Genomic DNA, 22783 nt, shown 5'->3' with positions numbered 1-22783 from the left:
TTTTACAGCTTGTCTGAAAGGGCGACTGACACGTACTTCATCTCAAGATATTCTTTGATTCCTTCATGGCCACCCTCTTTTCCTAGACCGGATTCCTTAATTCCACCGAACGGCGCTTCTGCTGTACCAGGGAACACATCGTTGATCCCGATGATGCCGTAATCGAGCTTCTCCATCACCTTGATCGCTCTGTTCAAGCTGTTTGTGAAAAGGAATGAAGCGAGACCATAGTCGGTATCATTCGCAGCTGCCACTGCATCTTCATCGCGGTCGAACGTCTGGATTGGAACGACTGGTCCGAACGTTTCTTCTGACATGATCTTCATGTCGTTCGTTACGTTCGATAGAATGGTAGGTTCAAAGAAATACCCGCCTGGACCTTCCCACTGCTTACCGCCAGTCAGAAGCATCGCACCTTTCAATAACGCGTCTTCCACTTGATATTTCACTTTATCGAGGCCACTGTTATCGATGAGTGGTCCTACATCAACAGATTCATCGCTTCCATCTCCGACCTGTAGTTCGCGTACTTTCTTTTCGAGCTTCTCGACGAACACATCGCGTACGCTCGAATGCACGTAGAGTCTGTTCGTACAAATACACGTCTGACCGCAGTTTCGATATTTACTTGCGATCGCTTGATCGACAGCGAGATCGAGATCTGCATCTTCAAACACGATGAGCGGTGCATGACCACCGAGCTCAAGCGCAAGCTTTTTCACCGTCTGAGCACTATTTTCCATCAAAAGCTTTCCAACTTCAGTCGATCCCGTGAACGTGACGAGTCTTACTGATGAACTATCCATGATCTCTTTTCCAATCTCAGCTGCATCACCAACAACGATGTTTAATACACCCTTCGGCAAGCCAACTTCTTCAAAGATCTTCACGATTTCAATCGCTGTAAGCGGCGTTTGTTCCGCTGGTTTCAACACGACCGTACACCCAGCAGCAAGAGCTGGACCGACTTTTCTCGTGATCATGCCAGCTGGGAAATTCCACGGCGTGATCGCTGCCACCACACCGATCGCTTTTGGTACGACCCAGAGACGTTTGTTTTTCTTCGAAGATGGAATCATCTCACCGTACACACGGTTCGCTTCTTCTGCGTACCAGAGGAGGAAGCTTGCCGCAAACTCAATTTCTCCGCGCGCTTCCTTAAGCGGCTTCCCCTGCTCTTCAGTTAGGAGTCGTGCTAACTTTTCCTTTCGCTCGAGCATAAGGTGATACGCTTTATAAAGGTAAGTCGATCGTTCCCTTGCCGTTAACTCTGCCCATGGTTCGAACGCTTCTTCAGCGGACGCGATCGCGAGCTTCGCTTCCTTCGACCCGCCTGAAGGAATCTCAGTAATCTTTTCTCTTGTCGCAGGATTAAATACTTCAAGCTTTGATTCTGATGTCACCCATTCACCGTTGATGAACATCCCTTTGGTTGTATCGACTTCGATCATAATCGTATTCCTCCTTAACCTTTTACTGTTGTGCCTTCTGTCATAGACGGGAACCAGTAGTCCTTCTTACGTTCCTTTTTCAGTTGATCCCATTCAGCTAAAATTTGAACAGCTAAATTCGCAACACGGATACTCTTCTCAACACCACCGTACGAGAATTCATCACGAATTCGATTCGCAACAACCGTACAAACAGATCCAGCTCGTAAGCCGTATAATCCAGCAAGCGTGAAGATCGTCGCTGCTTCCATTTCAAAGTTCATGACGCCAGCCTTGTTTAGATCCGCTACTTTATCTTTGAAGAAGGATTGTTCATAACCATTCAACCCTGTTCGTCCTTGTCCGCAATACCAGGATGCCGTTGAACACGAAACACCTACGTGGTATGTATAACCGAGTCGCTCTGCAGCTTCTACGAGAGCTGAAGTCGCTTCATAATGTGCGCTTGCCGGGTAGCGATCGTCTACGTAGAACTGGCTCGTTCCATCGTGTCGAACGGCACCTGAAGAAATGATGATATCGCCTGGATCGATGTGTTCCTGAATCGCTGCAGTTGTACCAACTCGTAAGAACGTATCGCCACCTAAAGCGGCTAGTTCTTCAAATGCACTTGCCGTCGATCCACCACCAGCTCCTGTTGAACACGCTGTTATCCCGACTTCACCAACTTTTCCACTGAACGTACGGTGCTCACGATAGTTTGCGATTTTACGAGATTCGGTCCATTCATCACCGATCATATCGACACGATCAGGGTCACCTGGTAGCAACACGTACTTCTCAACGTCGCCTTCTTTACAACGGATGTGATATTGTAGGCCTTCGTCCATTACCGGTTTCGATGCGTTTGATTTCCAATTTGTCATTTGTAAACCACCTCTTTTAAATTTTTAACTACAATAGAGCTGTTTCCAGTGAACTCAAGAACAGGGGCTAAGTCTGATAAGTTTTCTACGGAACATAGTTTGATATCTTCTTTGCATCCGATTCGTCTCATCGTTTCACCACTACCAGAATCCTCGAATGCTTCGACAGTGCCTGGATACCTTTCTAAAAGATGACTGCTGATTTTGCCAGAATCCTTCACGAGTGGGACGCGGTTCAACGTTTCCGCTGCTCGCTTTCCATACTCTAGTAAGATCCCTGCTGTGTAGGCATCATCAAGTGCCGCGATCTGACCGTTCTCACGACCAGCACAGACGATGATGACCCCTACTCCAAGCTCGTCCGCCATCTTAACGGCCTTATCCATCACCGCTTTTGCATTTCTGAGTGAACCGACAAGTACATGCTGGTTACCAGAATTCCAAAGCGTGAATCCGGCAAGCGTGCCATTCGTTGTTTTTAGAATGACCCGCTTATCCTTTAAATCCATCGAATTGATCGAGATCAGCGACGGACTGAACTGTGCATGCTCAGACACATTGCCGTATACATCTTCTGCACAGATGAGCGTGTCCTGATCGACTCCGACTTCATTTACTGTTCGTTTTTCATCATCTGTTAACATGATCTCTGAACATCCCTGGTCAAGCATGGTTATCATCGCCGTCGTTGCTCTTAGCACATCGACGAGGACACATACTTGAGGAACATCTTCCTTCACTTCTTTTGGCATGTATGCGACTTCAAACTTCATCTCATTATCATCCATCCATAGATCTCCCCCTTCATAGTAATTTCATGGATAGTAAGGTAACCGTGAGGGCGCACCAGGCAACGCCGAATGTGATGCCTTTCACGTTGTAGTTGATCGTCCGGATATACGTCCGGTCCTGGTAAGCTCCGTATCCTTTCGCTTCCATCGTGTTCGCGGTCGTCCGAACTCTTCGGATTGCTCCCATTAGAAGGGGTAGCGTAAACCGCTTCAAGTTCTCAGCTTTGTTCTTCAACCCTTTTTGCTTTCCTACGCCTCGAATCGTTTGTGCCGCTTCGATGACTTTCGCTTCTTGTTCAAGCGTCGGTACGAAGCGTAAAGCAACGAAGATCGAATACGCATAGCGATAAGGAACCTTCATCTTTTGTGTTAAAGAGATTACGATATCCCGGGGATCACTCGTTGCAACGAAGATGAGTGATGTTGTGAAAATGGTTAGAATGCGAATCGTAATCGCTAGCGCGAAATCAAGCGACTCGGCATAAATCGCGATGGGCCCCAGGTTATAAAGCAGTGTTTCACCCGGAACAAGGATCACCTGTAAAACGAAGAAGCCAATACTGAACAACAGCATGATCCAAATTCCTCGAAACACGAACCCAAGACTTAATTTTGCAAAGATCAGCGCGACCGTGAGAATCGCTGCGAATAATAGAAGCTGAGGAATGGCCGTCTCGTAAATAAATACGAGGATCGAGATACACACCATCCACACGAGCTTCGTCACGGGATCAAGAGAGTGCATGAACGACTTCTTCTCATAGAATTGGAATGCTAAGCTCATAGGACTTGTTTCACCCTCTCTTCGGTTTGTAGAAAGTCTTCAATCGTGATCACTGCTTCATCTCTTAAAGATGGAACTAATCGCTTTGCGAGAAGTGAGATCGGTGGTTCGATCAGTGACGCTTTCGTCAACACATCCTCATTCATGAACAGTCGTTTCACATCGCCGTCATAGATCAGTTCACCTTGGTGCATGACAAGTGCTGAATCGGCCCACTTACACACGAGGCGAATGTCGTGCGTGATCATGATCACCGTCTTGCCTTGTGCTTGGAGATCTTTACAAAGCTCTAATAGCTTCGTCGCACTTGCATAATCTTGACCAGTGGTCGGCTCATCAAGGATGACGATATCCTGACCTAGAATAAGGGACGCAATGACACTTAGTCGTCTCTTTTCACCACCACTCAGCATGAATGGATGCTTGTCTTTTTGGTCGAGAAGATTCACGTCCATGAGCGCTCGTACACCTTGCTCTTTAATCTCATCTGGTAGTTCATCATCGCTCTCGATGCCGTGTTTTACCTTTAAGCTATAGATCGCTTCCTCAAACACATTGTCCGCCACGAATTGATGTTCAGGATTCTGGAACACGTATCCAATATCATCTGTCATCGAGAGAAGATCACGCTTGAACGTATCGTTTCCTTTCAAGAAAACCTTGCCTTTCGGCGGACGGATGATGCCCATCAAATGCTTCACGAGCGTTGTCTTACCGGAGCCATTCGTCCCGAGGATTGTCACAAAGTCTCCTTTTTTGATTGAGAAGTTTACATCCTTCAAAGCTTGGGTACCGTTAGGATAATAGTAATCGAGGTCCTTCACCTTGAGAGCCTCGGGCTGCAATTGCGTTACATCGTTTGAAGGGAGGATTGGGGCTTCAGACCTCCATCTTCCTTCAAGCTCTTGAGCGGCATCCTCAACAGAAATCGGGAAGCGATTGAACGTCATTCCTCTGTCTTTCAGTTGAATCGCGAGTTCAGATATCTCTGGCACCCATACACCCATGTCGGTTAGTTGATCGATCGACGATTCCAACACTTCCTGCGGCGTACCAGATTGAATGATCGTCCCATCTTCCATCACAACGACTCGATCGACGAGATGCATGATGTCATCGATCTTGTTTTCGACAACGATGATCGTATGACCGAACTCCTTATGTAGCACCTGAAGGAGATCGAAAATATCTTTTGTCGCCTGCGGATCAAGGTTTGCCGTCGCATTATCGAGCACTAAGATTTGTGGCTCCATCGCGAGAACCGAAGCGATACCAACTTTTTGCTTTTGCCCACCAGATAGCTCGAACACTTTACGATTTTCAAATCCGGTCATCCCTACTTTATCGAGGCAATCCTGGATTCGACCCCGGATTTCAACAGGATCGACCTTCAAGTTCTCGGGAGCAAACGCAACTTCATCTTCTACATAGATGTTACAAAGCTGAGCGTCAGGGTCTTGGAAAACAAGTCCCATACTCGTAGATAAATCTTTCAAATCGAGTTCGAGTACGTTCTTCTGATCCACGTTGATCTCTCCACCGATTCTCCCTTCCATTACGTTCGGAATAATCCCATTGAACGTCTGACAGAGTGTACTCTTACCGCAACCACTCGGCCCTACGATCAAGACGAACTCACCTTCATTGATTTCAAGAGAGCAGTCTTTTAAGACTGGCTCAGTCTCATCTTCATAAATGTAAGTTACGTCTTTAAGCTGAATGATGGGTTTCATCCACATCTACTCCCTTCTTCTTCTGCTGTTTATGAATACTGAACCCTTTCAAGATATCCGTACGAACTAGCAAGTCACCGATCATTTTACTCAACCAGCCTGAGAGGATTACGCCACTTAGACAACGAACGGCGAATGCGATGAGTAGAATCGTCATGCCCCACTTGTAATAACCGAACCAGAAAGCAGCGATGATGAACCAAAGCGGTACAGCAAGAAGTCCAGCAACACCAGTACTGATCCAGTCCCAACGCTTGTAGCGAAACATCATGAACCCTAGCTCAACACCAAGTCCGTCCGTCATCGCTGCCGTCATGGAAATCAGTCCGTTCGGATTTCCTGAGATGATCTGAACAACTCCAGCGAGTGTTAGCGTGAAGAAGGCTGCTCCAGGCTTTCGAATGATATACGCTGCAAGAACACCAGAGATACTATAAAGACCTAACGTGATCGATGTGAGAACCGGTCCACCTAGTGCAGTAAGAAGCTGATTTAACATGGCAAGGTACGTCATGGCAACTCCGTTTACGATGGCGAGGATTGCCATCAACACGATATCGACCGTTGTAAGCCCTTTCATTTTTCGGCTAGTTGAAACAGCTTGTACTACTTTACTCATTTCATTTTCCTCCCTTTTAGTAAATGACCCTTCCTGACAGACATCGATGGACTATGTAACCCCCCTTTATCCTCTTTTTCTAATGGCATTGAATTCGAAATTGTCGCTTAAATAGTAACTGTCGGAATATAAGACAGGTTGTCCAGTATTGGAATAGTGTGTTTGCTTTAGAAGGAGAAGTGCGCATTGTTCTTTTAGTTCAAGCTTGGATGCGATTTTGTCGTCACTGATGACTGCTTTGATGGAACAAACTGAGAAGGATACGTTGAGGTCAAAATTCTCTAAGAAGTCGAGGAGAGATTCGTAATAAATCTCTTGGTATTCATTTTCCATCCCTAATCGGTATGGCACATAATCTTCTACATAGACGACAGGATCGTTGTTCGCCGTACGTACACGTTCGATGTAGAAAATCTTTTCTTCATCTTCGTTTAATGAGAGAGTCTTCTTCATTTCAGGTGAAACGGATTGAACGGACGAATGAACGTTCACCGTTCCTGGGTTGTAGCCGTGTGCTTTGATGATGTTCGTCGAACTCTCTAGCGTTGAAATGTTTGTTTTCAAGCTGTTTTTCGATCCGATCACGAACGTTCCGACACCTTGTCTACTGAATAAGAAGCCTTCTTGTTCTAATGTTCGAATTGCTTCACGAATTGTATTTCGACTAACTCCCAACTCTTTCGATAGCTTTTGCTCGGAAGGGATCTTGTCCATCGGTTCTAAATTGTCATTGATTAAATCAAAAATCATGTCTCTGGCCTGAAGATATAACGATCTGGTTGCCAATTTCATCAAAATCACCACTTTTTGTAAATTGGAACAACCTCCTACGTCGGTCGTCCTACAAGTATTATAATCACACTATTCTAACAATCACAACACCTTTTGTTAAAATATTTAGATTATTTAGAAAAGTAGTTCGTAAGGATTACTTTTAAGTACAAATAGATAAAATGACACGGTCAAATAGACACATAAAAAAAGAATGCTCCCAACAGGGAGTCATTCTTCAACATATGGGATCGTTAACGGTCCTAACGGCAGTACGGCAACCGTGAGATCTTCCCCCATTACCTCTTTTAGTTTCTCTATCGTACCTTCAATGCTTGCCATCGGTTTCAACATTGCGCCTGTAACTTCTTCATCACTAAGCAGAGAATACACATGAACGTCCGCCCACGTCTGGATGACTGCTTGTTTCTGTACCTGCCACTGATCGAACATCTTGAATTCCGGATTGTTGATCATCTCAAGTAATTCCTCAGGACTATTGGCCATCTCAAAAATTTTCGCGAAATTTCCGTGACCTGGAAGTCCATCTGAACATTCTGAAGCGACGAGAATAGCGCCACCCTTTTTCACGATCTTGTGCGCCGCACTCATTCCTTTAACCGCCTGATACAAGTTTTGATCGAGTGGATAACCAGAATTCGACGTGATCACGACATCAAACCGCTCGTCGCATTTCACCATCGCATGCTCTTTCGCATACGCACAGCCCCGGTCATGTGCTTCGTACAGCTCACCAGCGAAAACTTCCGTAATCTCTTTCTCTTTGTTGAGCGTCACGTTCAGCATGAAATCCGCCTTACACATGGCATTGATTTCTCTCGTCATATCTTGTACGGGATTATTAGTCATGTTGCCCCATGTCGCGAGTGGATCACCTATCATCCGCGCATTATGAAACGTCATGATCGTTTCGATTCCAGCGATTCCAGGCATAATTCCCTTCGGCCCACCTGAAAACCCTGCAAAGAAGTGAGGCTCGATGAACCCTGTCACGATCTTAAAGTCCGCGTTCACATACTCTTTGTTCAAATAAACATCGCACCCAAACTTACTTTCACCAAGGTTCACAAGCGTCTCTTTGTCGTGACACTGGTTATTCACGATCCGGATGTTATCCACGACCCACTCCCCTAGCATCCCGATGAACTCTTCTCGAGTCTGATCGCGGTGTGTTCCAGTCCCATTAATGATCACGAAGTTTTCGAGCGGTACGTGACTGAGCTCTTCAATCAAGAGCGGTACAAGAATGTGATTCGGCGTAGGTCGCGTAATATCGCTGATCACAATCGCGACTGTATCGGACTCATCTACCTTCTCTTTGAGAGGAGGTGTGCCGATGGGATTGTTGAGTGCTTCTTTGATACCATTCTTTTCATCCTTCAGTTGCTGGAGGTTTTTTGGTTCGACTACGAATGCATCTTCTGGTAATTGAATGGACAGATTTTCTTTCCCATACAGTAATGTTGTTTCCAAGTTGAATCCCTCTCTTTCAAGTGCAATTCTCTATTGTTTCGTTTTTCACCCTTTGTTCAATAGGAAAATCTCAGTCAGCGAGAACTAAGCAGATTCTACTGCTTTACTTTCATTAGCTCTTCTCTGTTCAGTTTGTTCAACTGTTCCATCGATTCCTTTATTACGTTGATAACGGTCCACTAGAATCACGGCGATTGGACATAGTATCGCTGTCGTAAGGGTTGCGATGGAAATTTGTGCTGTAGCCACAGCTGCGATGCTCTGAAATGACGCCGCTTCTCCTGCTGACATCATACCTGATCCAGCTGAAACTGATGCAGCTGCCGCAATAGCCGCTGGTGTAGCTGCTGCGTTTCCAGCTGTTGAAGCTTCAGAAATCGGTGCGATGTAGCTTTTTTCTTTAAACAATTTGAAAACTAGGATTCCTGTTCCTCCTGTTAGAACAGTCGTAAGAACACCGATTGTTAGACCTGCAGCTACGACTTCTGGATTAAAGAAGTTAGCAAGGTTCATTCCTGCTCCTAGGGCGAACGCAAAGAATGGTACGGGTAGAATCTCACCTGGCTTTAGGAACTCTCTAATCTCACTATCGAGGTTTCCAAAAAGCATTCCGATCGCAATTGGTAACAGAACTGCGATAAATGCGATGATCGGGAAACTAGATCCTAATAACCCTAGCGCGAGGAGCGTTAGAAAAGGGCCATCATTCAAAGAAAGAATCGCGACCGCACCAACATCAGAACGGTTACCATACTGACTTGTTAATGCTGCGTACATACCACCATTTCCGTTCGTCATCCCTGCAATAATCGCAAGTGTCGATAGCCCGAATAACCCTGACATCGGATCGAAGAAATAACCGAATAATAAACCAACGGATAGTCCTGTTAAGTATTTCGTCGTTGTTAATAACACACCTTTTTTCAGAGCTGCTCCACCGATCCGTAAATTCATCTGACTACCTGCCGAGAATAGGAATAACGCGATCAACACAAGCGCACCGTTTTTAAACAGTGCTTCTGAGAAGCCACCGATACGAAGCATTTCGTAGAATCCTTCCTCAGTTGGGGAAACGCCAAGCGCTTTTAATGCATTCATAATAAAAGGAAGATGCATCTGGTCAATCGTGTTGATAAGGGCACCAAACATCAATGGGACAACCATCAAACCACCAGGTACTTTTTCAATCGTCTGCTTAATTCTCATAAAACAAGACCTCCTTGTTTGTTATGAACGTGACTATGGAAAAAAGATCGCACGACTTGTTCTGTACTACTTTCTAATAACGCTGACGCTTCCTTCATCGCTACTTCTAACGTCATCGGCCGGTTCAACATACTATGTACACCTATTACGCCATAAGGGTAAAGAGCATTGATGCCGTCTCCCACAGAACCCGCCATTACAACTGTCGGAATTCCAAGGTCATTGGCTGCTTGCGCGACCCCCATCGGTGTTTTTCCAGAAGCGGTTTGTGAATCGACTCGTCCTTCACCTGTGACGACAAGATCAGCCCCGACAAGTTTTCCCTCTAAATTTGTATATCTGATCACTACATCGATCCCTCGTTCCATTTTTGAAGGAAAGAACGCCTGAAACGCACCACCGATCCCTCCAGCAGCACCTGCCCCTCGCTTGTCATGAAGGGAAACGCCTGTTGTATGCTCTACTACATCAGCCCAGTGTTCCAAGTGCCGATCTAACACCTTCACACCTTCAGGACTCGCACCTTTTTGAGGACCGAATACATATGAAGCGCCAGACGGACCGATCAGTGGATTTTCAACATCTGAAGCGATGAGAAACGTGCTGCTTGAAATCCTCTGATCGAATCCTGTTAGATCGATACTTCGTATATTCGTAAGACTACCGCCTCCCATACCAACTGGTCCTCCACTTTCGTTTAAAAGACGAACCCCCAAAGCCTGTAGCATTCCTGCTCCGCCATCGTTCGTCGCAGAGCCCCCAATCGCCAGAATGAATTTTCGATACCCTTCATCTAGTGCTTCAGCAATCAGTTCTCCTGTACCGTACGTCGTCGTAAGAAAAGGATTTAAATCCCCCTTCGGCACGAGTCCGATGCCTGAAGCACTCGCCATCTCAATCACACACGTTTCACCGTCACCAAGAATGCCGTACATAGCTTCAACTTCATCACCGAGTGGTCCCATCACTGAAACGCTTCTTGTAAATCCGCCCGTAGCAACGACCAACGTCTCTAACGTTCCTTCTCCGCCATCCGCAATCGGAACCAACGTCGTGTCGCTTTCGGGAAGTGCCTTTTTCACTCCCCTCTCAATTGCTTCTGCCGATTCAACGGCTGATAAACTCCCTTTAAAGGAGTCAGGAGCAATAACAATTTTCATGCCTGCACCTCCCAGAAAACGCTTTCATCTTACAACCAATTATACGTTCCTTGACGAATGAATGCGTTGGCTATAATGTATAAAAAAGATGCAGATTTATCTAAATAGTTTGTCAATATTAACTAAAAGGGGGCCCACCATCACATGTTAACGAGAGAAATAGCGAAAACGATTGTCACCGAGACCTCGCTTCGCCTGAACCGTAACGTGAATATCATGAATGAAAAAGGCGTCATTATCGGTTCAGGAGATGCAGAAAGAATGGATCAGATCCACGAAGGTGCCCTCGAAGTGCTGAAGACAAAAGAGCCTTTAGCTGTTTACAAGAACGATGACGGTAAATGGCGTGGAACCCACCCCGGGCTCAACCTCCCGATCTCATTTCAAAATCAAGTTGTTGGTGTCATCGGTATAACTGGTAATCCTGATGAGATGAACGATGTTGGTGGTCTAGTAAAAATGACGACGGAACTTATGATCAAGCAAGAATTTATCGCGCGGCAACTAGAGTGGAAGCAGCGAACAAAAGAGATGATTATCGAGGAACTCTTGAGGTCAGTTCCTTCATACGAGCAGATTGAGCGCGGTATGGAATTAATAGAACTGAAACTACCTTCTCCCTACACAATTCTAATCGTTCAAATAAGCAATCGCTCTATCCCGAACCATGAGCTGATTCAAAGAATAGAACGGTCCATCTCGCATAACGATGCACTTATTGGATTCATCAATGTGAACACGTTATTTATTGGCCTGTGTGGAACCAGAGAAGATCGATCAAAAAAACTTCTCAACTATATCTCCTCAGAACTGAACCGCCTCTCTCTTCAATACCGTGTTGCTGTCAGTAATGTGATAAATACGTTTAATGACTTTAGCCAAGCCTATCAGGACTGTAAGCTTGCACTCGAAATTGTCATCGATCAACAACTCATTTTCTTTGCAGATGTCGAGCCCCAGGCGCTTCTTCATCAAACAAATTCAGCAGAAGCCGTTCGGTTTCGAGAAAGAATCGTCACCAACACAGTTGCAAAGTATGCAAGTACGTTAACAACCTTTTTTGAAAACAACCTTAACATTCAACAAACATCTGAGGCTATGTTCATCCATCGTAATACGCTCGTGTATCGATTGAATAAAATTACGAAAGATACTGGCTACGACCCCAGGGAATTTAGAGCTGCGCTGACTCTTCAGATGGCGCTGTGGATGCCAGAGAGTCGTGATTAAACAATGGTACGCGCATAGAAAAAGCACCTGTCGAACAGATGCTTTTTTGTACTAGCTCTACCACACGCTATACATGTAATAAACCCCAAACAGGACGCTCACAAGACCGGCGAACCGCGTCAGGTTATAATGGAAGCTTTTCGATTTACTTAACAAAAATGGAATCGCAAGAACCGTCGTGAAAAAGAGCATTCCGATCACGGTCCCGAGCCCGAATACAAGTATATACAGAGCACCTTCCCATATGTGATCGACGGAAGAAATCGTAAGAAGAACGAGCGCACCGCTTCCCGCTAATCCATGGATACTCCCGATCACAACAGACTTCAAGTACGGAGATCGTTTATCGTTTACTTGACCTACCTTCTCTTTTCTCGCGACGATCATACTCTTAAACCCAAGGTAAACGAGCATCACACCGACGATTACCTCCATCCAAAGTGACCAGCCCTCAGGAATCGTGCCTTTCAAAGCAATTACCATTATACCGACGATAAAGAGTGTAGCCGTATGACCGATTCCCCAAAAGATACCGGCAAAAGAAGAACGCCACCATTTTTTTGTATTGCTAGCAACGGTCGAAACCGCGATCACATGGTCCGGTTCGATCGCATGTTTAATACCAAGGATAAGTCCAACTAATAATACCGAAGTTAAGCTACTGACCATAAGTCCCCTCTTTTCTTCAAGTTCAATAGAAAAAGGTAGATGCCCTGTACCAGGCAACTCTACCTACAACTGTTCCTTTACATCCTATACAAAATATCCGTTTTCATCAAACACCATTTCACGTGGTTCATCCACAACTTCAATATGATTAAGATCTTTCAACTCGTGGTAGATCACCTCTGATACAAACATCTCACCAATATGGAGCGTGTTCGGAATTCGAACGATTCTCGCTTCTTCATCTTCTACTCCCCACGTCGCCCGAAGAGCAGCTTTTAATGCCTCTTGATCGTTTTCAAGCACTATCGGAATTTTTGCTCGATCAAGGAACGTACTCGTTATGACGTTCTCATTCATCGCTTTCATATCAATCTTCTCATAAAGCCTTTTCGTCGTTAAGTCAGCAAGCCCGATTCCAAGCGCGTTTCCGTGGCTCGCTTCACTTAAGTTCGATGCGATCAAATATTTCACACGAGGAAGTTCGGGTTCTTCCACACCAAGCACACGTATGCGACCGATGATATTCGTATCCATTCCCGTCCCGCTATAGTTTTTACCGATTTCATCGACGACGAGGATGTCGATGTCATCTACAGGTAAGCTGGGTATGAACTCGAACGCCCTTGTCAGAAGCTTTCTTTCCTCTTCAAGAATATTCTCAGGTTCCATGACTTCTATGATCGCCGTATCTTCATGAGCATTCTCAACGATTGCTACTCCATAAAGTGTATTCGAATTTTGAATTGCAACTTGACCTACTTCAGGCATCATGTCACGTATACCTTTGATACCGTGTGTATGTAGGGCGAGCGCCTGCTTGTGTTTCCCCATTCCAATCGAAGCCATCTTAAGTACGCCACTTTCAATATCTTTCTTAAAATCGGTATGAGGCTTCACCCGGTTCATGACGATAATTCCATCCGCCTGATGGGCATGCTGATCGATATAGACGGGAATCCCAACAGAAGTTTTTCCTATTTCAACAACGTCCATCGAAGACCGAATTTCACAGCCTGTCGACGCCTCCGTCACCCCGAGTCCGTCTAACACTTCTACCTGACCTTCAGCTGTAGCTCCGCCGTGACTTCCCATCGCTGGGATGATAAAAGGTGTCGCCCCTCGCTTCTTTACTTCATCCGCAATTCCTTTTACAAGTGTCGCTATGTTGGCGATGCCACGACTTCCGACGGTAATCGCAATTTCCATTCCTGGCTTTATTTTCTGATTTGCTTCGATCGTTGAAAACTGATCCTCGATGACTTTTGAAACGTCTGGAATGCTTTTAACGTCAAACGTTTGCCTGATCTTCGCAACTTTTGGAAATGCCATTTTAAATCCACTCCTTATTGTAACGAGCATAGCAAGAGACAGACGTGTCTCTTGCTATCGTTGCGTTCTTTATTTAACTACCTTCGTCGGTGCTAATTCATATGCCATACGAATCGCTTCTTTCAACGACTTCTCGTCGGCGATGTTCTTTCCTGCGATATCGAAGGCTGTTCCATGGTCAACGCTCGTTCGAATTGTTGGGAGTCCAACCGTAATGTTCACGCCAGACTCAAGACCTAGCACCTTGATCGGACCATGCCCTTGATCATGGTACTGTGCGACGACAATATCGAAGTCACCACGCTTCGCTCTGAAGAACAGCGTGTCTGCTGGTAGTGGTCCGACAACATCGATCCCTTCAGCACGTGCTTTTTCAACAGCAGGAATGATCTTTTCCTCTTCTTCTCCGTTGCCGAAAAGTCCGTTTTCTCCTGCATGAGGATTAATGCCACAAACGGCAATCTTCGGGTTCTCGATCCCTGCCTTTTGGAGCGTTTCGTGCGCAAGTTTGATCACCGTATATTGGCGATCAACGTTGATCTTATTCACTGCATCGATAAGACCGATATGTGTCGTTACGTGGATCACGCGTAACCCTGGTGCAGAAAGCATCATCGCAAAGTCTTTCGTATTCGTGAGTTCTGCTAGAATTTCGGTATGACCAGGATAAATGTGGCCAGCCTTATGAAGCGCTTCTTTATTCAATGGCGCGGTACAGATTCCTTGAATGCTTTTCTCATTCGCATACGAGATCGCTTTTTCTAAGTACCGAAACGCTGCATTCCCAGCTTCTGAAGAGACTTCTCCCCAGGGTAAATCTTCTTCGACAAGATCAAGATCGATCACATCGATCGTACCATGAGTGAATGAAGCTTCATCTGGAGAGGATATGCTTCTTACATGAAGATCTACACCCGTTACGTCGATTGCCCTCGTTAGCATCTTTTCATCTCCGATTACAAATAGGTCACATTTCTCGTGAATCGCTTTGTCCTGAAATGATTTTACAATGATTTCAGGTCCTACGCCAGAGGGATCGCCCATCGTAATCGCAATAATTGGTTTAGCCATAGATAATGTCCTCCCTTATTCTCACTACTTATCTAACAGATCCACTAGGAATAGTGAGATCTCTGGTATATAACTGATGAGTAACACATCAACGATCAAGATGAATAAAAACGGTAGGACCGCTTTTGATAACGTTTCTAATCGAATCTTTGAAATCTGCATCGCAACGAACAGGTTGACTCCAAGTGGCGGTGTCACCATTCCAATCGCAAGGTTAACGACCATGATCATTCCGAAATGAACCGGATCAACGCCAAGCTGGATTGCAATCGGCGCGAGGATCGGTGCCAGAATAATAACCGATGCAGATGTTTCAAAGAACATCCCAACGATCAATAGAAAAATGTTAACGATTAACAAGAACACAAGTGGGTTATCCGAAAAGCTCATAAAGGACTGAGCGACCGTTTGCGGAATCCGTTCCTTCGTCAACAACCATCCTAGAAGACCTGCAGTACCGATGATCAACATGATAACCGACGTTGTTAACCCTGATTTCACAAACACTGGGATCAGATCTTTCAGTTTGATTTCCTTATAAACAAATACACCGATGATCAATGCGTAAGCTACAGCAACAACTGCTGCTTCCGTTGGTGTGAAGATTCCTCCGTAAATACCACCAAGGATGATTGTTGGCATCAACAGTGCGAAGATCGCATCCTTAAAAGCAGTGAAACGCTCTTGCCATGTAAAATGGTCTGTTCCCTTATATCCTCGTCTTTTCGAGAAAACAAACGCGGTTAAGATCAGAGAAAACCCTATCAAGAGACCAGGAATGATCCCTGCGATAAACAAGTCTCCGATCGATACACCTACGACAACGCCATAAAGGATCATCGGAATACTCGGTGGAATAATAACGCCGAGCGCACCCGATACCGCTTGTACAGCCGAAGCGAAGTTCACATCATAGTGCCTTGCTACCATGGCCGGAATCATAATGGAACCGATCGCTGCCACCGTCGCTGGACTAGATCCAGAAATCGCAGCGAAAAACATCGAAGTTATGACCGTTACGCCAGCTAAACCACCCGTCATCGAACCAGCGAGCGTATTTGCGAAGTGAACGAGACGCTTCGAGATTCCTCCAGTCTCCATCAAAGCACCTGCAAGGATAAAGAACGGAATCGCCATTAACGGAAAGGAATCGAGCGAGGTGAAGATCCGCTGTACAATCACGAGCATCGGAAGATCACTCGTCAACCAGATCGCGATCGCAGAAGCTAACCCGATCGCAAGAGCAATCGGAACCGTAAAGAGGAACAGAACTAACATCGTTGTTAATAATACGGTTGTCATTGTTCGTTGCCCCCCTTTAAGTCCAGAATAACTTCTAATATAACGGCCACGCAGTTAATGATCATTAAGGCCGAGCCGACTGGGATGGCAGAATACGCCCATGCCATCGAGATATTCATAGCAGGAGAAAGTTGACCCGCTATATTTCCTACTAATACAAATCCATAGTTTACGAGTATCGCTAGAAAACCGATACTCACAAGATAGACAGCGATATTCAAGATGTTTCTAGCACGGGCGGACATCAGTTCTTTAATCGCATCAACCGAAATCAAATCACGCTTTCTAATCGCAAGCGCTGAACCTATGAAGACGCTCCATACCATGATGTATCTTGCCAACTCCTCTGACCACCTGAGCGAATCTTCTAGAACGAATCTCGAAAACACTTGATAGAAAATAACAGCGGACATGACCATGATGAGAAGTGCAAGGACTACCCCTAGTACTTTATTAAATCGATCGATTGTCTCAATGATGGAATTCATATGTACCTTAAACCTCCCCCATACAACAATATGATGGGGGGAGGTCATCCCCACATCATAAGTCTAATACGTCTTATTCGTTTACAGCATCCTGGATTTTTTTAATTAGATCTTCTCCAACTTGATCAGCATACTCGTCGTATACAGATTCAGTTGCTTTTTGGAACGCCTTCTTGTCCACTTCTTCAACAACATTCATGCCTTCGTCTTTTAATCCAGAAATCATTTCTTCTTCCATTTCAGCCACAAGTTCACGCTCATACTCCGCACCTTCAACCGCTGCTTCTTGAAGTGCTTGTTGTTGATCTTCTGTCAAACCATCAAACACTTGAGAGCTTACTAATAAAGCTGCCGGAGAATAGAAGTGACCTGTTAGAGTTAGATGATCTTGAACTTCATAGAATCGAGAAGTAGAGATGATTGGAACAGGATTTTCTTGTCCATCAACAACACCTTGCTGTAATGCAGTAAAGAGTTCAGTAAATGACATAGGAGTTGGGTCTGCACCTAGTGCTTTAAAGGAATCTTGGTGCACGTTGTTTTCCATCGTACGGATTTTCAACCCTTTCAAGTCTTCAGGCTTCTCGATCGCACGCTCGCTGTTCGTCACGTGACGGAATCCATTTTCCCACCAAGCAAGACCTTTTAGGCTTTGATCTTCTAAGTTCGTCAGTAGTTCTTGCCCAATTTCACCATCAAGTACTTTATAAGCATGTTCACGACTTTCAAATAGGAATGGAAGATCAACTACATTGATCTCTGGCGCGAATCCACCTAGTGGTCCAGTAGAAGATAAGACCATATCAAGAGATCCAACCTGTAGACTTTCAACCATGTCACGTTCGCCACCTAACGAGCCGTTAGGGAAAATTTCAATTGCAAGTTCACCGTCTGACTTCTCCTCTACTAGTTCTCCGAAATGCTCAAGACCTTTGTAGTAGTGAGAATCCTCAGCTAGCGTAATGCCGACTTGTAGTGTTTTTGTTTCACCTGAAGCTGCTTCACCATTTGAACTTGCTTCCTGATCCGCTCCACCGCATGCAACAAGTGCACCTAGACTTAGTGCAGCAAAAGCACCAAATACTTTTTTCTTTACGTTCTTCATCTTGTTTCCCCCAATATAATTTATTTTTGAACCTTTTCAAATGATCGTTGATTCACTGCTCTTAACGTTTCGAGCGCCTTCACAAGCGCTTGCTCACTACCGAAAGACCCTGCCTTCGTCGCAAGTGGCAACCGATCATACTGACCACCGAACAACTCTCCGTAAGGGAGGCCATCTTCCACTTCACCAATAATACGGATTCCTTTACCATTCAGTACTTTGCACGTTGCACCAGCGATATCGCCACCGGTTAAGACAGCGCCCTGAATACGTTTACTGTCAATCAATCGACCTGCGATCACCCCAAGAGCATCCGCAATCCTGTTCCCAACATCGATGTTCGTGATCTCAAGCGACTTCTGCATCTCTCTAACCTTGTTAATCGCTTCAAGATCTCGTTTTGTTGAAACGATGACATCTCCTTGATCCAAGTACCTCTTACCAAGTTCAACAGCACGAGCGATCTCTTTCTCTCGTGTGTTTTCACATAAAAACTCATCGGGTGAGATAATGATTTCTTGAATGGTTGTTTTCTTCTTCAGTGCTTCCACCTGTTTATGAGTGATGGCACTGATACTACCTGCAACCATCAAAATGGGAAGGGTTGTTTCATACGCTTCTTCTGCTCTCGCTCGTTCTTGAATCGAGTTACAAAGGTGATACGCAATTCCTGCAGATCCGACCCACAAAACATCGTCTTCAAGTAGCTTTGCCGCTTCCACGATTGTATGTAATTCATCATCCGTTTCAGCATCTACGACGACTAGTGTTGAAGAACCCTGTTTCGATAACGCTTTCATTTTTGAGGCAAGATGGATGCTTCCTTCTCGAACATCTCTAATTGAGATCAGTTCTACTTTTCTTTTACTCTGCTCTTCCAATAGTCCTGGCAAGTAGCTTTTCTTCACGGGACAAGTAGGGTCATTCGCCGTTTCCGTCTCATCGAGCGGAACACCATCTACATAGTGAATCCCTTCAAGTGTCATGCGACCACTTTTCGGAAAAGCTGGAACGACGAATGCAGTTGCAAAATCATACACGTCCATCACCGCATCTATTTCTGAACCGATGTTTCCTCTCATTGTTGAATCAATTTTCTTCAATACTGAAGTAATGCCTAACTCATGCAATTGTTTTGATAAATCCGCAACGATCTTTCGCGCGTTACTTGCAGGTAATGCTCGGCTGTTTGAATTCAATACGATCACATCGCCATCAAGGTGCGCTTTCTGCAACATCGTATCTGGAAACAATACCGTTGTATCTAATCCCTGCTTCGCAAATTGTACGCCAGTATCGTTTGCGCCTGTTAGATCATCTGCGATTACTGCTAATTTCAAACCCGCTTCTCCCCCCTTTCCACTATAGTGTTGCAATTCATTTCATTGGCTCATTTGAAAAGCGGTATGAAGAGACTTTTCTACATAGCCGAAAACCGAACGTGTTTTATTTTCAAACATATTAAAACGCTTACATTTATTATAGTAAATGAAAGCGTTGCATTTAACAATACATTCTCCGTATAAATTTCAAAATTAAGCGAATTATTTTCACTTTAAGGGTTTGTCAAACTATAAAATGTTGCAAATTGTAACACTTACCGCATTTTTCACTGTGTTTTACTTTTTCTTTACAAAAATATAGACGCAAGCTTTTATTTAAGCTTGCGCCATAGCGTCGATCGGTTAATTCCAAGACGTTTCGCAGCCCTGGATTGATTCATGTCCTCTTCCTCCAGAACTTTTTGGATGATTTTCTTCTCGATATCTTTTAAGGAACCATTGATTTCAATCGAACTACTCGCACCTTCGTCCACTCTCGGTCGCTGTTTTAATAGCTCGATCAAGGTCTGAACCGCTTCTTTCTCAATATAATACGAATTTGAATGAAGAACTAGTTGCTCGATTACTTGCTTCAGCTGATCGACGTTACGCGGCCAATCGTATTCTTTTAGTTCGTTCATCGCATCTGGTCTGACTCCGACGATTTGCTTTCCATATTTCGAATGAAATTCAGATATAAATACGGGTATCAAATTCTCGATGTCCTGTACACGTTCTCTCAAAGGCGGAATATAGATGATCAATCGTGCTAGTACCGTGAACAAATCATGATCGATTGTCGCATCATGCTCATCGATTCTAAGCTCTTCTTTTGAAGACACGACGAATCTTGGCATCTTACCTGTTTCCGTTCTGAGATAGTGGTATAGTTCTTTCTGTGATTGAAGATCTAATCGATCGATTCGCTTCAGATAGACGATTCCCTCTGCATGGTTCGTGAAGAAATGATCATCGATTAATTCTATGAGCTGACCTTCCTTCAGCAATTCACAATTGACCGTGATGAAAGGTTCGTTGTTTCGTTTACTTTTTAAATAGATTGACTGAGCGACTGAATCTTTACCATTACCGGTTTCACCAATGACCCAAAGCGGCTCGTCCATTCGACTATATTTCTCAACCTGTTTGATTACGTCCTGCATCTGATTGCTTTTACCAGTTAATAGAAGGTGAGGCACAGCGGTCACCACTTCTATCGCATACTGCTTTCGCTCGTCAGTGACTTCATCCGTTTGGTTAGGAAAGGCTTTCTCCACATACAAAATCACCCGCTCGTCCGAATAGCTCGTCGACAGATGCCAGATCTGATTGTTAAGCGTCACAATCTTATTTTGCTCTACCTCAGACGTTGTCTTCTTAACGATATCCGTGATATCAGATGAGTTCTCGACCTTCTCTTGAGAAAATTCCTTTTTGAAGCAATGATTCGAACAGATAAGTTTCCCTTCCTTATCCATCACACCGATCAAGCGTTCATCAGAATCGATGATCGACTGATAGAGCGACACCTCTTTATACAGTCTAGAAAAAAGTCCAAACACTCGTCTTGCTTCATCTAATGCCTCCATCACGGCTTCTTTACCCGACGTAATCAAAACACCGTTCATGCCGAGCTGCTTCGCAGCTTCCACCGTTACCACGTCACCGATTACGACTTCATAGCCCTCTTCCTTTAAGCTCTTCAGCCGATCCTCAACTTCATGGTCTTTTTCGATCGTAAGCGTATTGATATCAAGATCTAGTAAATTACAAATGGTCGATGCACCTTGGGAGATATTCGGGAAACCTACGATGGCAGCTTTTCCAGAAAAGCCCTTCACGAGGGTCAAAAGCCTGAGAATGTCATACCCTGAAACTTGTATATCGATAACAGGAATCGACACAACTTCCTGAACTAAAGACGCAGTTCCTCCACGGCTAATGATCATGTCGAAACCACGCTTCTCATACTGTTTTGCAACCTCTACACCTTCATACAAGTTACCGAGCTCGGTATGTATCTCGAAATCATCAACGTCTACATCAATCTCCCGCATGATTTCGATTAGCCCCTCATAGGGGGCAATTACTAATGCTTTAATCATATCGTTTCACCTTCTGGTTTAAATTCCTATTCATTGTCACGGAGTTTCTCCCACACGACGCGATATACCTCTTTGATCGGCACCCCAAACTTCTCCGCAATCTCTTTACAATCCTCGTATTCAGGTGCATTTTCGACGACCTCTGCTCTATGAACACCGCGCTTGATCGTAACAGACCCCCATTTCGTATCTATACGATGGAATGTTCGCTCCAAGCGATGAACAGAAATGGGATAGTAGCGGATTCCAAACGTCGTCGTCTCGGTGAAAAGCACACGTTTGATCTCATCCAGCCTCTCGCTGTCGCATAATAACTGAAGCAATATAGCAGGACGGTTTTTCTTCATATAGATCGATGAATAAAAGACATCGTTCGCTCCGCAATCAAACAATTTCTCCATCACATACCCAAGCCATTCACCAGGCATGTCATCAAGGTTCACTTCGACTTTCAACATTTCACCATCGATATGTTCTTCCGCATGCGAAAAGTGCTGCGACATTAAAACCGACCTCCTTTCTTCACTATCTTCCTAATACAGCTCGAAGGACGTTAGGATGATTGGGGAAATCTTTCGTCCCCGCACCGTATCCAACCGACTCAACAACAAATGAAGGCATCGGTCCAAAACCCGTCGCAAGTGCTGCTAAGAGTCCACCACCTGTAGGCGTTGTGAGTTCACCTCTAATATCCGTCTTTTCAATGGGCATACCTTTTAACAACTCTAACGTTGCAGGTGCAGGAACTGGATACACACCGTGCGCGATGAGAATACGTCCGTTTCCTACTGGAACAGGAGATGAGACGATCGTTGTCACATCTAACGAATCGATCAGAATACACGCCCCAACGATATCAACGATCGAGTCGACAGCCCCTACTTCATGGAAATGGACCTTTTCAAACGGCATGTTATGTATTTTCGCTTCAGCACGTCCAATCTTCTCAAAAACCGAGAGCGCCATCGTCGTCACGTTCTCATTCAGTTCAGCATTCTTAATCATCTCGACGATGTCTGTGTAATGGCGATGATGATGGTGATCATGACCATGGTGATGGTGGTGATCAACCTCCTCATGCGTAAGCAACACATCAAACTTCGTCGCAGAAACACCCTGCTTAACTACTTTATACGTTTCTAATTTATATTCTGACTCGATGTCGAGCTTCGCAATGTCACGCTCAAGAACGGAGAGATCTGCGCCTAGATCGAGAAGCGCTCCGATCGTCATATCTCCGCTAATGCCAGAAAAGCAATCAAGGTATAATGTTTTCATCTTCTTCCC

Annotated in this window: 21 protein-coding genes; 1 reads left to right on the top strand and 20 read right to left on the bottom strand. The window is 44.8% G+C overall.

Translation table 11 applies throughout. The features are described from left to right. Positions 1–2: 2 nt before the first annotated feature. From LCM09_RS08410 to LCM09_RS08365, 10 genes are all read right to left on the bottom strand, one after another. A complete protein-coding gene (locus LCM09_RS08410) occupies positions 3–1451 on the bottom strand; it encodes an NAD-dependent succinate-semialdehyde dehydrogenase (protein WP_318246501.1) in 1449 nt (482 codons plus the stop codon). A 14-nt stretch (positions 1452–1465) separates the two neighbouring features. After that, complete coding sequence (locus LCM09_RS08405; RefSeq protein WP_224880577.1) at positions 1466–2317, bottom strand: nucleoside phosphorylase; 852 nt, start codon at positions 2315–2317, stop codon at positions 1466–1468. Beyond that, positions 2314–3105, bottom strand: a complete 792-nt coding sequence (locus LCM09_RS08400; RefSeq protein ID WP_224880576.1) for a 2-phosphosulfolactate phosphatase — start codon at positions 3103–3105, stop codon at positions 2314–2316. The genes LCM09_RS08405 and LCM09_RS08400 overlap by 4 nt, the downstream gene beginning before the upstream one ends. Positions 3106–3121: 16 nt before the next feature. Then, positions 3122–3892, bottom strand: a complete 771-nt coding sequence (locus LCM09_RS08395; RefSeq protein ID WP_224880575.1) for an energy-coupling factor transporter transmembrane component T family protein — start codon at positions 3890–3892, stop codon at positions 3122–3124. Continuing rightward, the gene (locus LCM09_RS08390; RefSeq protein ID WP_224880572.1) at positions 3889–5625 is read right to left on the bottom strand and encodes an ABC transporter ATP-binding protein; all 1737 of its coding nucleotides are present in this window, start codon (positions 5623–5625) and stop codon (positions 3889–3891) included. Before LCM09_RS08390 ends, LCM09_RS08395 begins: the two co-directional genes overlap by 4 nt. Further along, a complete protein-coding gene (locus tag LCM09_RS08385; protein WP_224880570.1) occupies positions 5603–6244 on the bottom strand; it encodes an ECF transporter S component in 642 nt (213 codons plus the stop codon). The genes LCM09_RS08390 and LCM09_RS08385 overlap by 23 nt, the downstream gene beginning before the upstream one ends. 66 nt (positions 6245–6310) lie before the next feature. After that, complete coding sequence (locus LCM09_RS08380) at positions 6311–7036, bottom strand: GntR family transcriptional regulator (protein ID WP_224882879.1); 726 nt, start codon at positions 7034–7036, stop codon at positions 6311–6313. A 210-nt stretch (positions 7037–7246) separates the two neighbouring features. Continuing rightward, entirely contained in the window at positions 7247–8509 is a 1263-nt protein-coding gene (gene larA / locus LCM09_RS08375) for a nickel-dependent lactate racemase (RefSeq protein ID WP_224880568.1), read from the bottom strand. Between the two features lie 84 nt (positions 8510–8593). Beyond that, positions 8594–9715, bottom strand: coding sequence for a 2-keto-3-deoxygluconate permease (locus tag LCM09_RS08370; RefSeq protein ID WP_224880566.1), 1122 nt, complete (start codon positions 9713–9715; stop codon positions 8594–8596). Continuing rightward, positions 9712–10875 (bottom strand): glycerate kinase, encoded by a 1164-nt coding sequence (locus LCM09_RS08365; RefSeq protein ID WP_224880564.1) that lies wholly within the window; start codon positions 10873–10875, stop codon positions 9712–9714. The genes LCM09_RS08370 and LCM09_RS08365 overlap by 4 nt, the downstream gene beginning before the upstream one ends. Before the next feature lie 144 nt (positions 10876–11019). Here LCM09_RS08365 and LCM09_RS08360 point away from each other — a divergent pair, with 144 nt between their 5' ends. Beyond that, positions 11020–12105 (top strand): CdaR family transcriptional regulator, encoded by a 1086-nt coding sequence (locus LCM09_RS08360; RefSeq protein ID WP_224880562.1) that lies wholly within the window; start codon positions 11020–11022, stop codon positions 12103–12105. A 57-nt stretch (positions 12106–12162) separates the two neighbouring features. On the opposite strand, the gene LCM09_RS08355 is transcribed toward LCM09_RS08360, so the two are convergent. From LCM09_RS08355 to larC, 10 genes are all read right to left on the bottom strand, one after another. After that, positions 12163–12774: an urease accessory protein UreH domain-containing protein gene (locus LCM09_RS08355; protein WP_224882878.1), complete on the bottom strand. Its 612-nt coding sequence runs from the start codon at positions 12772–12774 to the stop codon at positions 12163–12165. An 84-nt stretch (positions 12775–12858) separates the two neighbouring features. Continuing rightward, positions 12859–14103 (bottom strand): nickel pincer cofactor-dependent isomerase, group 22, encoded by a 1245-nt coding sequence (locus LCM09_RS08350; RefSeq protein WP_224880560.1) that lies wholly within the window; start codon positions 14101–14103, stop codon positions 12859–12861. A 69-nt stretch (positions 14104–14172) separates the two neighbouring features. After that, positions 14173–15174, bottom strand: a complete 1002-nt coding sequence (gene pdxA / locus LCM09_RS08345; RefSeq protein ID WP_224880558.1) for a 4-hydroxythreonine-4-phosphate dehydrogenase PdxA — start codon at positions 15172–15174, stop codon at positions 14173–14175. 24 nt (positions 15175–15198) lie between these two features. Further along, a complete protein-coding gene (locus tag LCM09_RS08340; RefSeq protein WP_224880556.1) occupies positions 15199–16476 on the bottom strand; it encodes a TRAP transporter large permease in 1278 nt (425 codons plus the stop codon). Next, complete coding sequence (locus LCM09_RS08335) at positions 16473–16964, bottom strand: TRAP transporter small permease (protein WP_224880553.1); 492 nt, start codon at positions 16962–16964, stop codon at positions 16473–16475. Before LCM09_RS08335 ends, LCM09_RS08340 begins: the two co-directional genes overlap by 4 nt. A gap of 73 nt (positions 16965–17037) precedes the next feature. After that, positions 17038–18069, bottom strand: a complete 1032-nt coding sequence (locus tag LCM09_RS08330) for a TRAP transporter substrate-binding protein (RefSeq protein ID WP_224880551.1) — start codon at positions 18067–18069, stop codon at positions 17038–17040. A 20-nt stretch (positions 18070–18089) separates the two neighbouring features. Continuing rightward, positions 18090–19409: a four-carbon acid sugar kinase family protein gene (locus tag LCM09_RS08325; RefSeq protein WP_224880549.1), complete on the bottom strand. Its 1320-nt coding sequence runs from the start codon at positions 19407–19409 to the stop codon at positions 18090–18092. A gap of 314 nt (positions 19410–19723) precedes the next feature. Next, entirely contained in the window at positions 19724–21496 is a 1773-nt protein-coding gene (locus LCM09_RS08320; protein ID WP_224880547.1) for a sigma-54-dependent Fis family transcriptional regulator, read from the bottom strand. A 26-nt stretch (positions 21497–21522) separates the two neighbouring features. Next, entirely contained in the window at positions 21523–21999 is a 477-nt protein-coding gene (gene larC2 / locus LCM09_RS20740; RefSeq protein ID WP_263622900.1) for a nickel pincer cofactor biosynthesis protein LarC2, read from the bottom strand. A gap of 22 nt (positions 22000–22021) precedes the next feature. After that, complete coding sequence (gene larC, locus LCM09_RS20735; protein ID WP_263622899.1) at positions 22022–22774, bottom strand: nickel pincer cofactor biosynthesis protein LarC; 753 nt, start codon at positions 22772–22774, stop codon at positions 22022–22024. Positions 22775–22783: the final 9 nt, after the last annotated feature.

Origin of the sequence: Guptibacillus algicola, assembly GCF_020171805.1 — a bacterium.
In the GTDB taxonomy this organism is placed as follows: Bacteria; Bacillota; Bacilli; order Bacillales; family Guptibacillaceae; genus Guptibacillus; species Guptibacillus algicola.
This window is presented reverse-complemented; position numbering and strand designations above follow the sequence as displayed.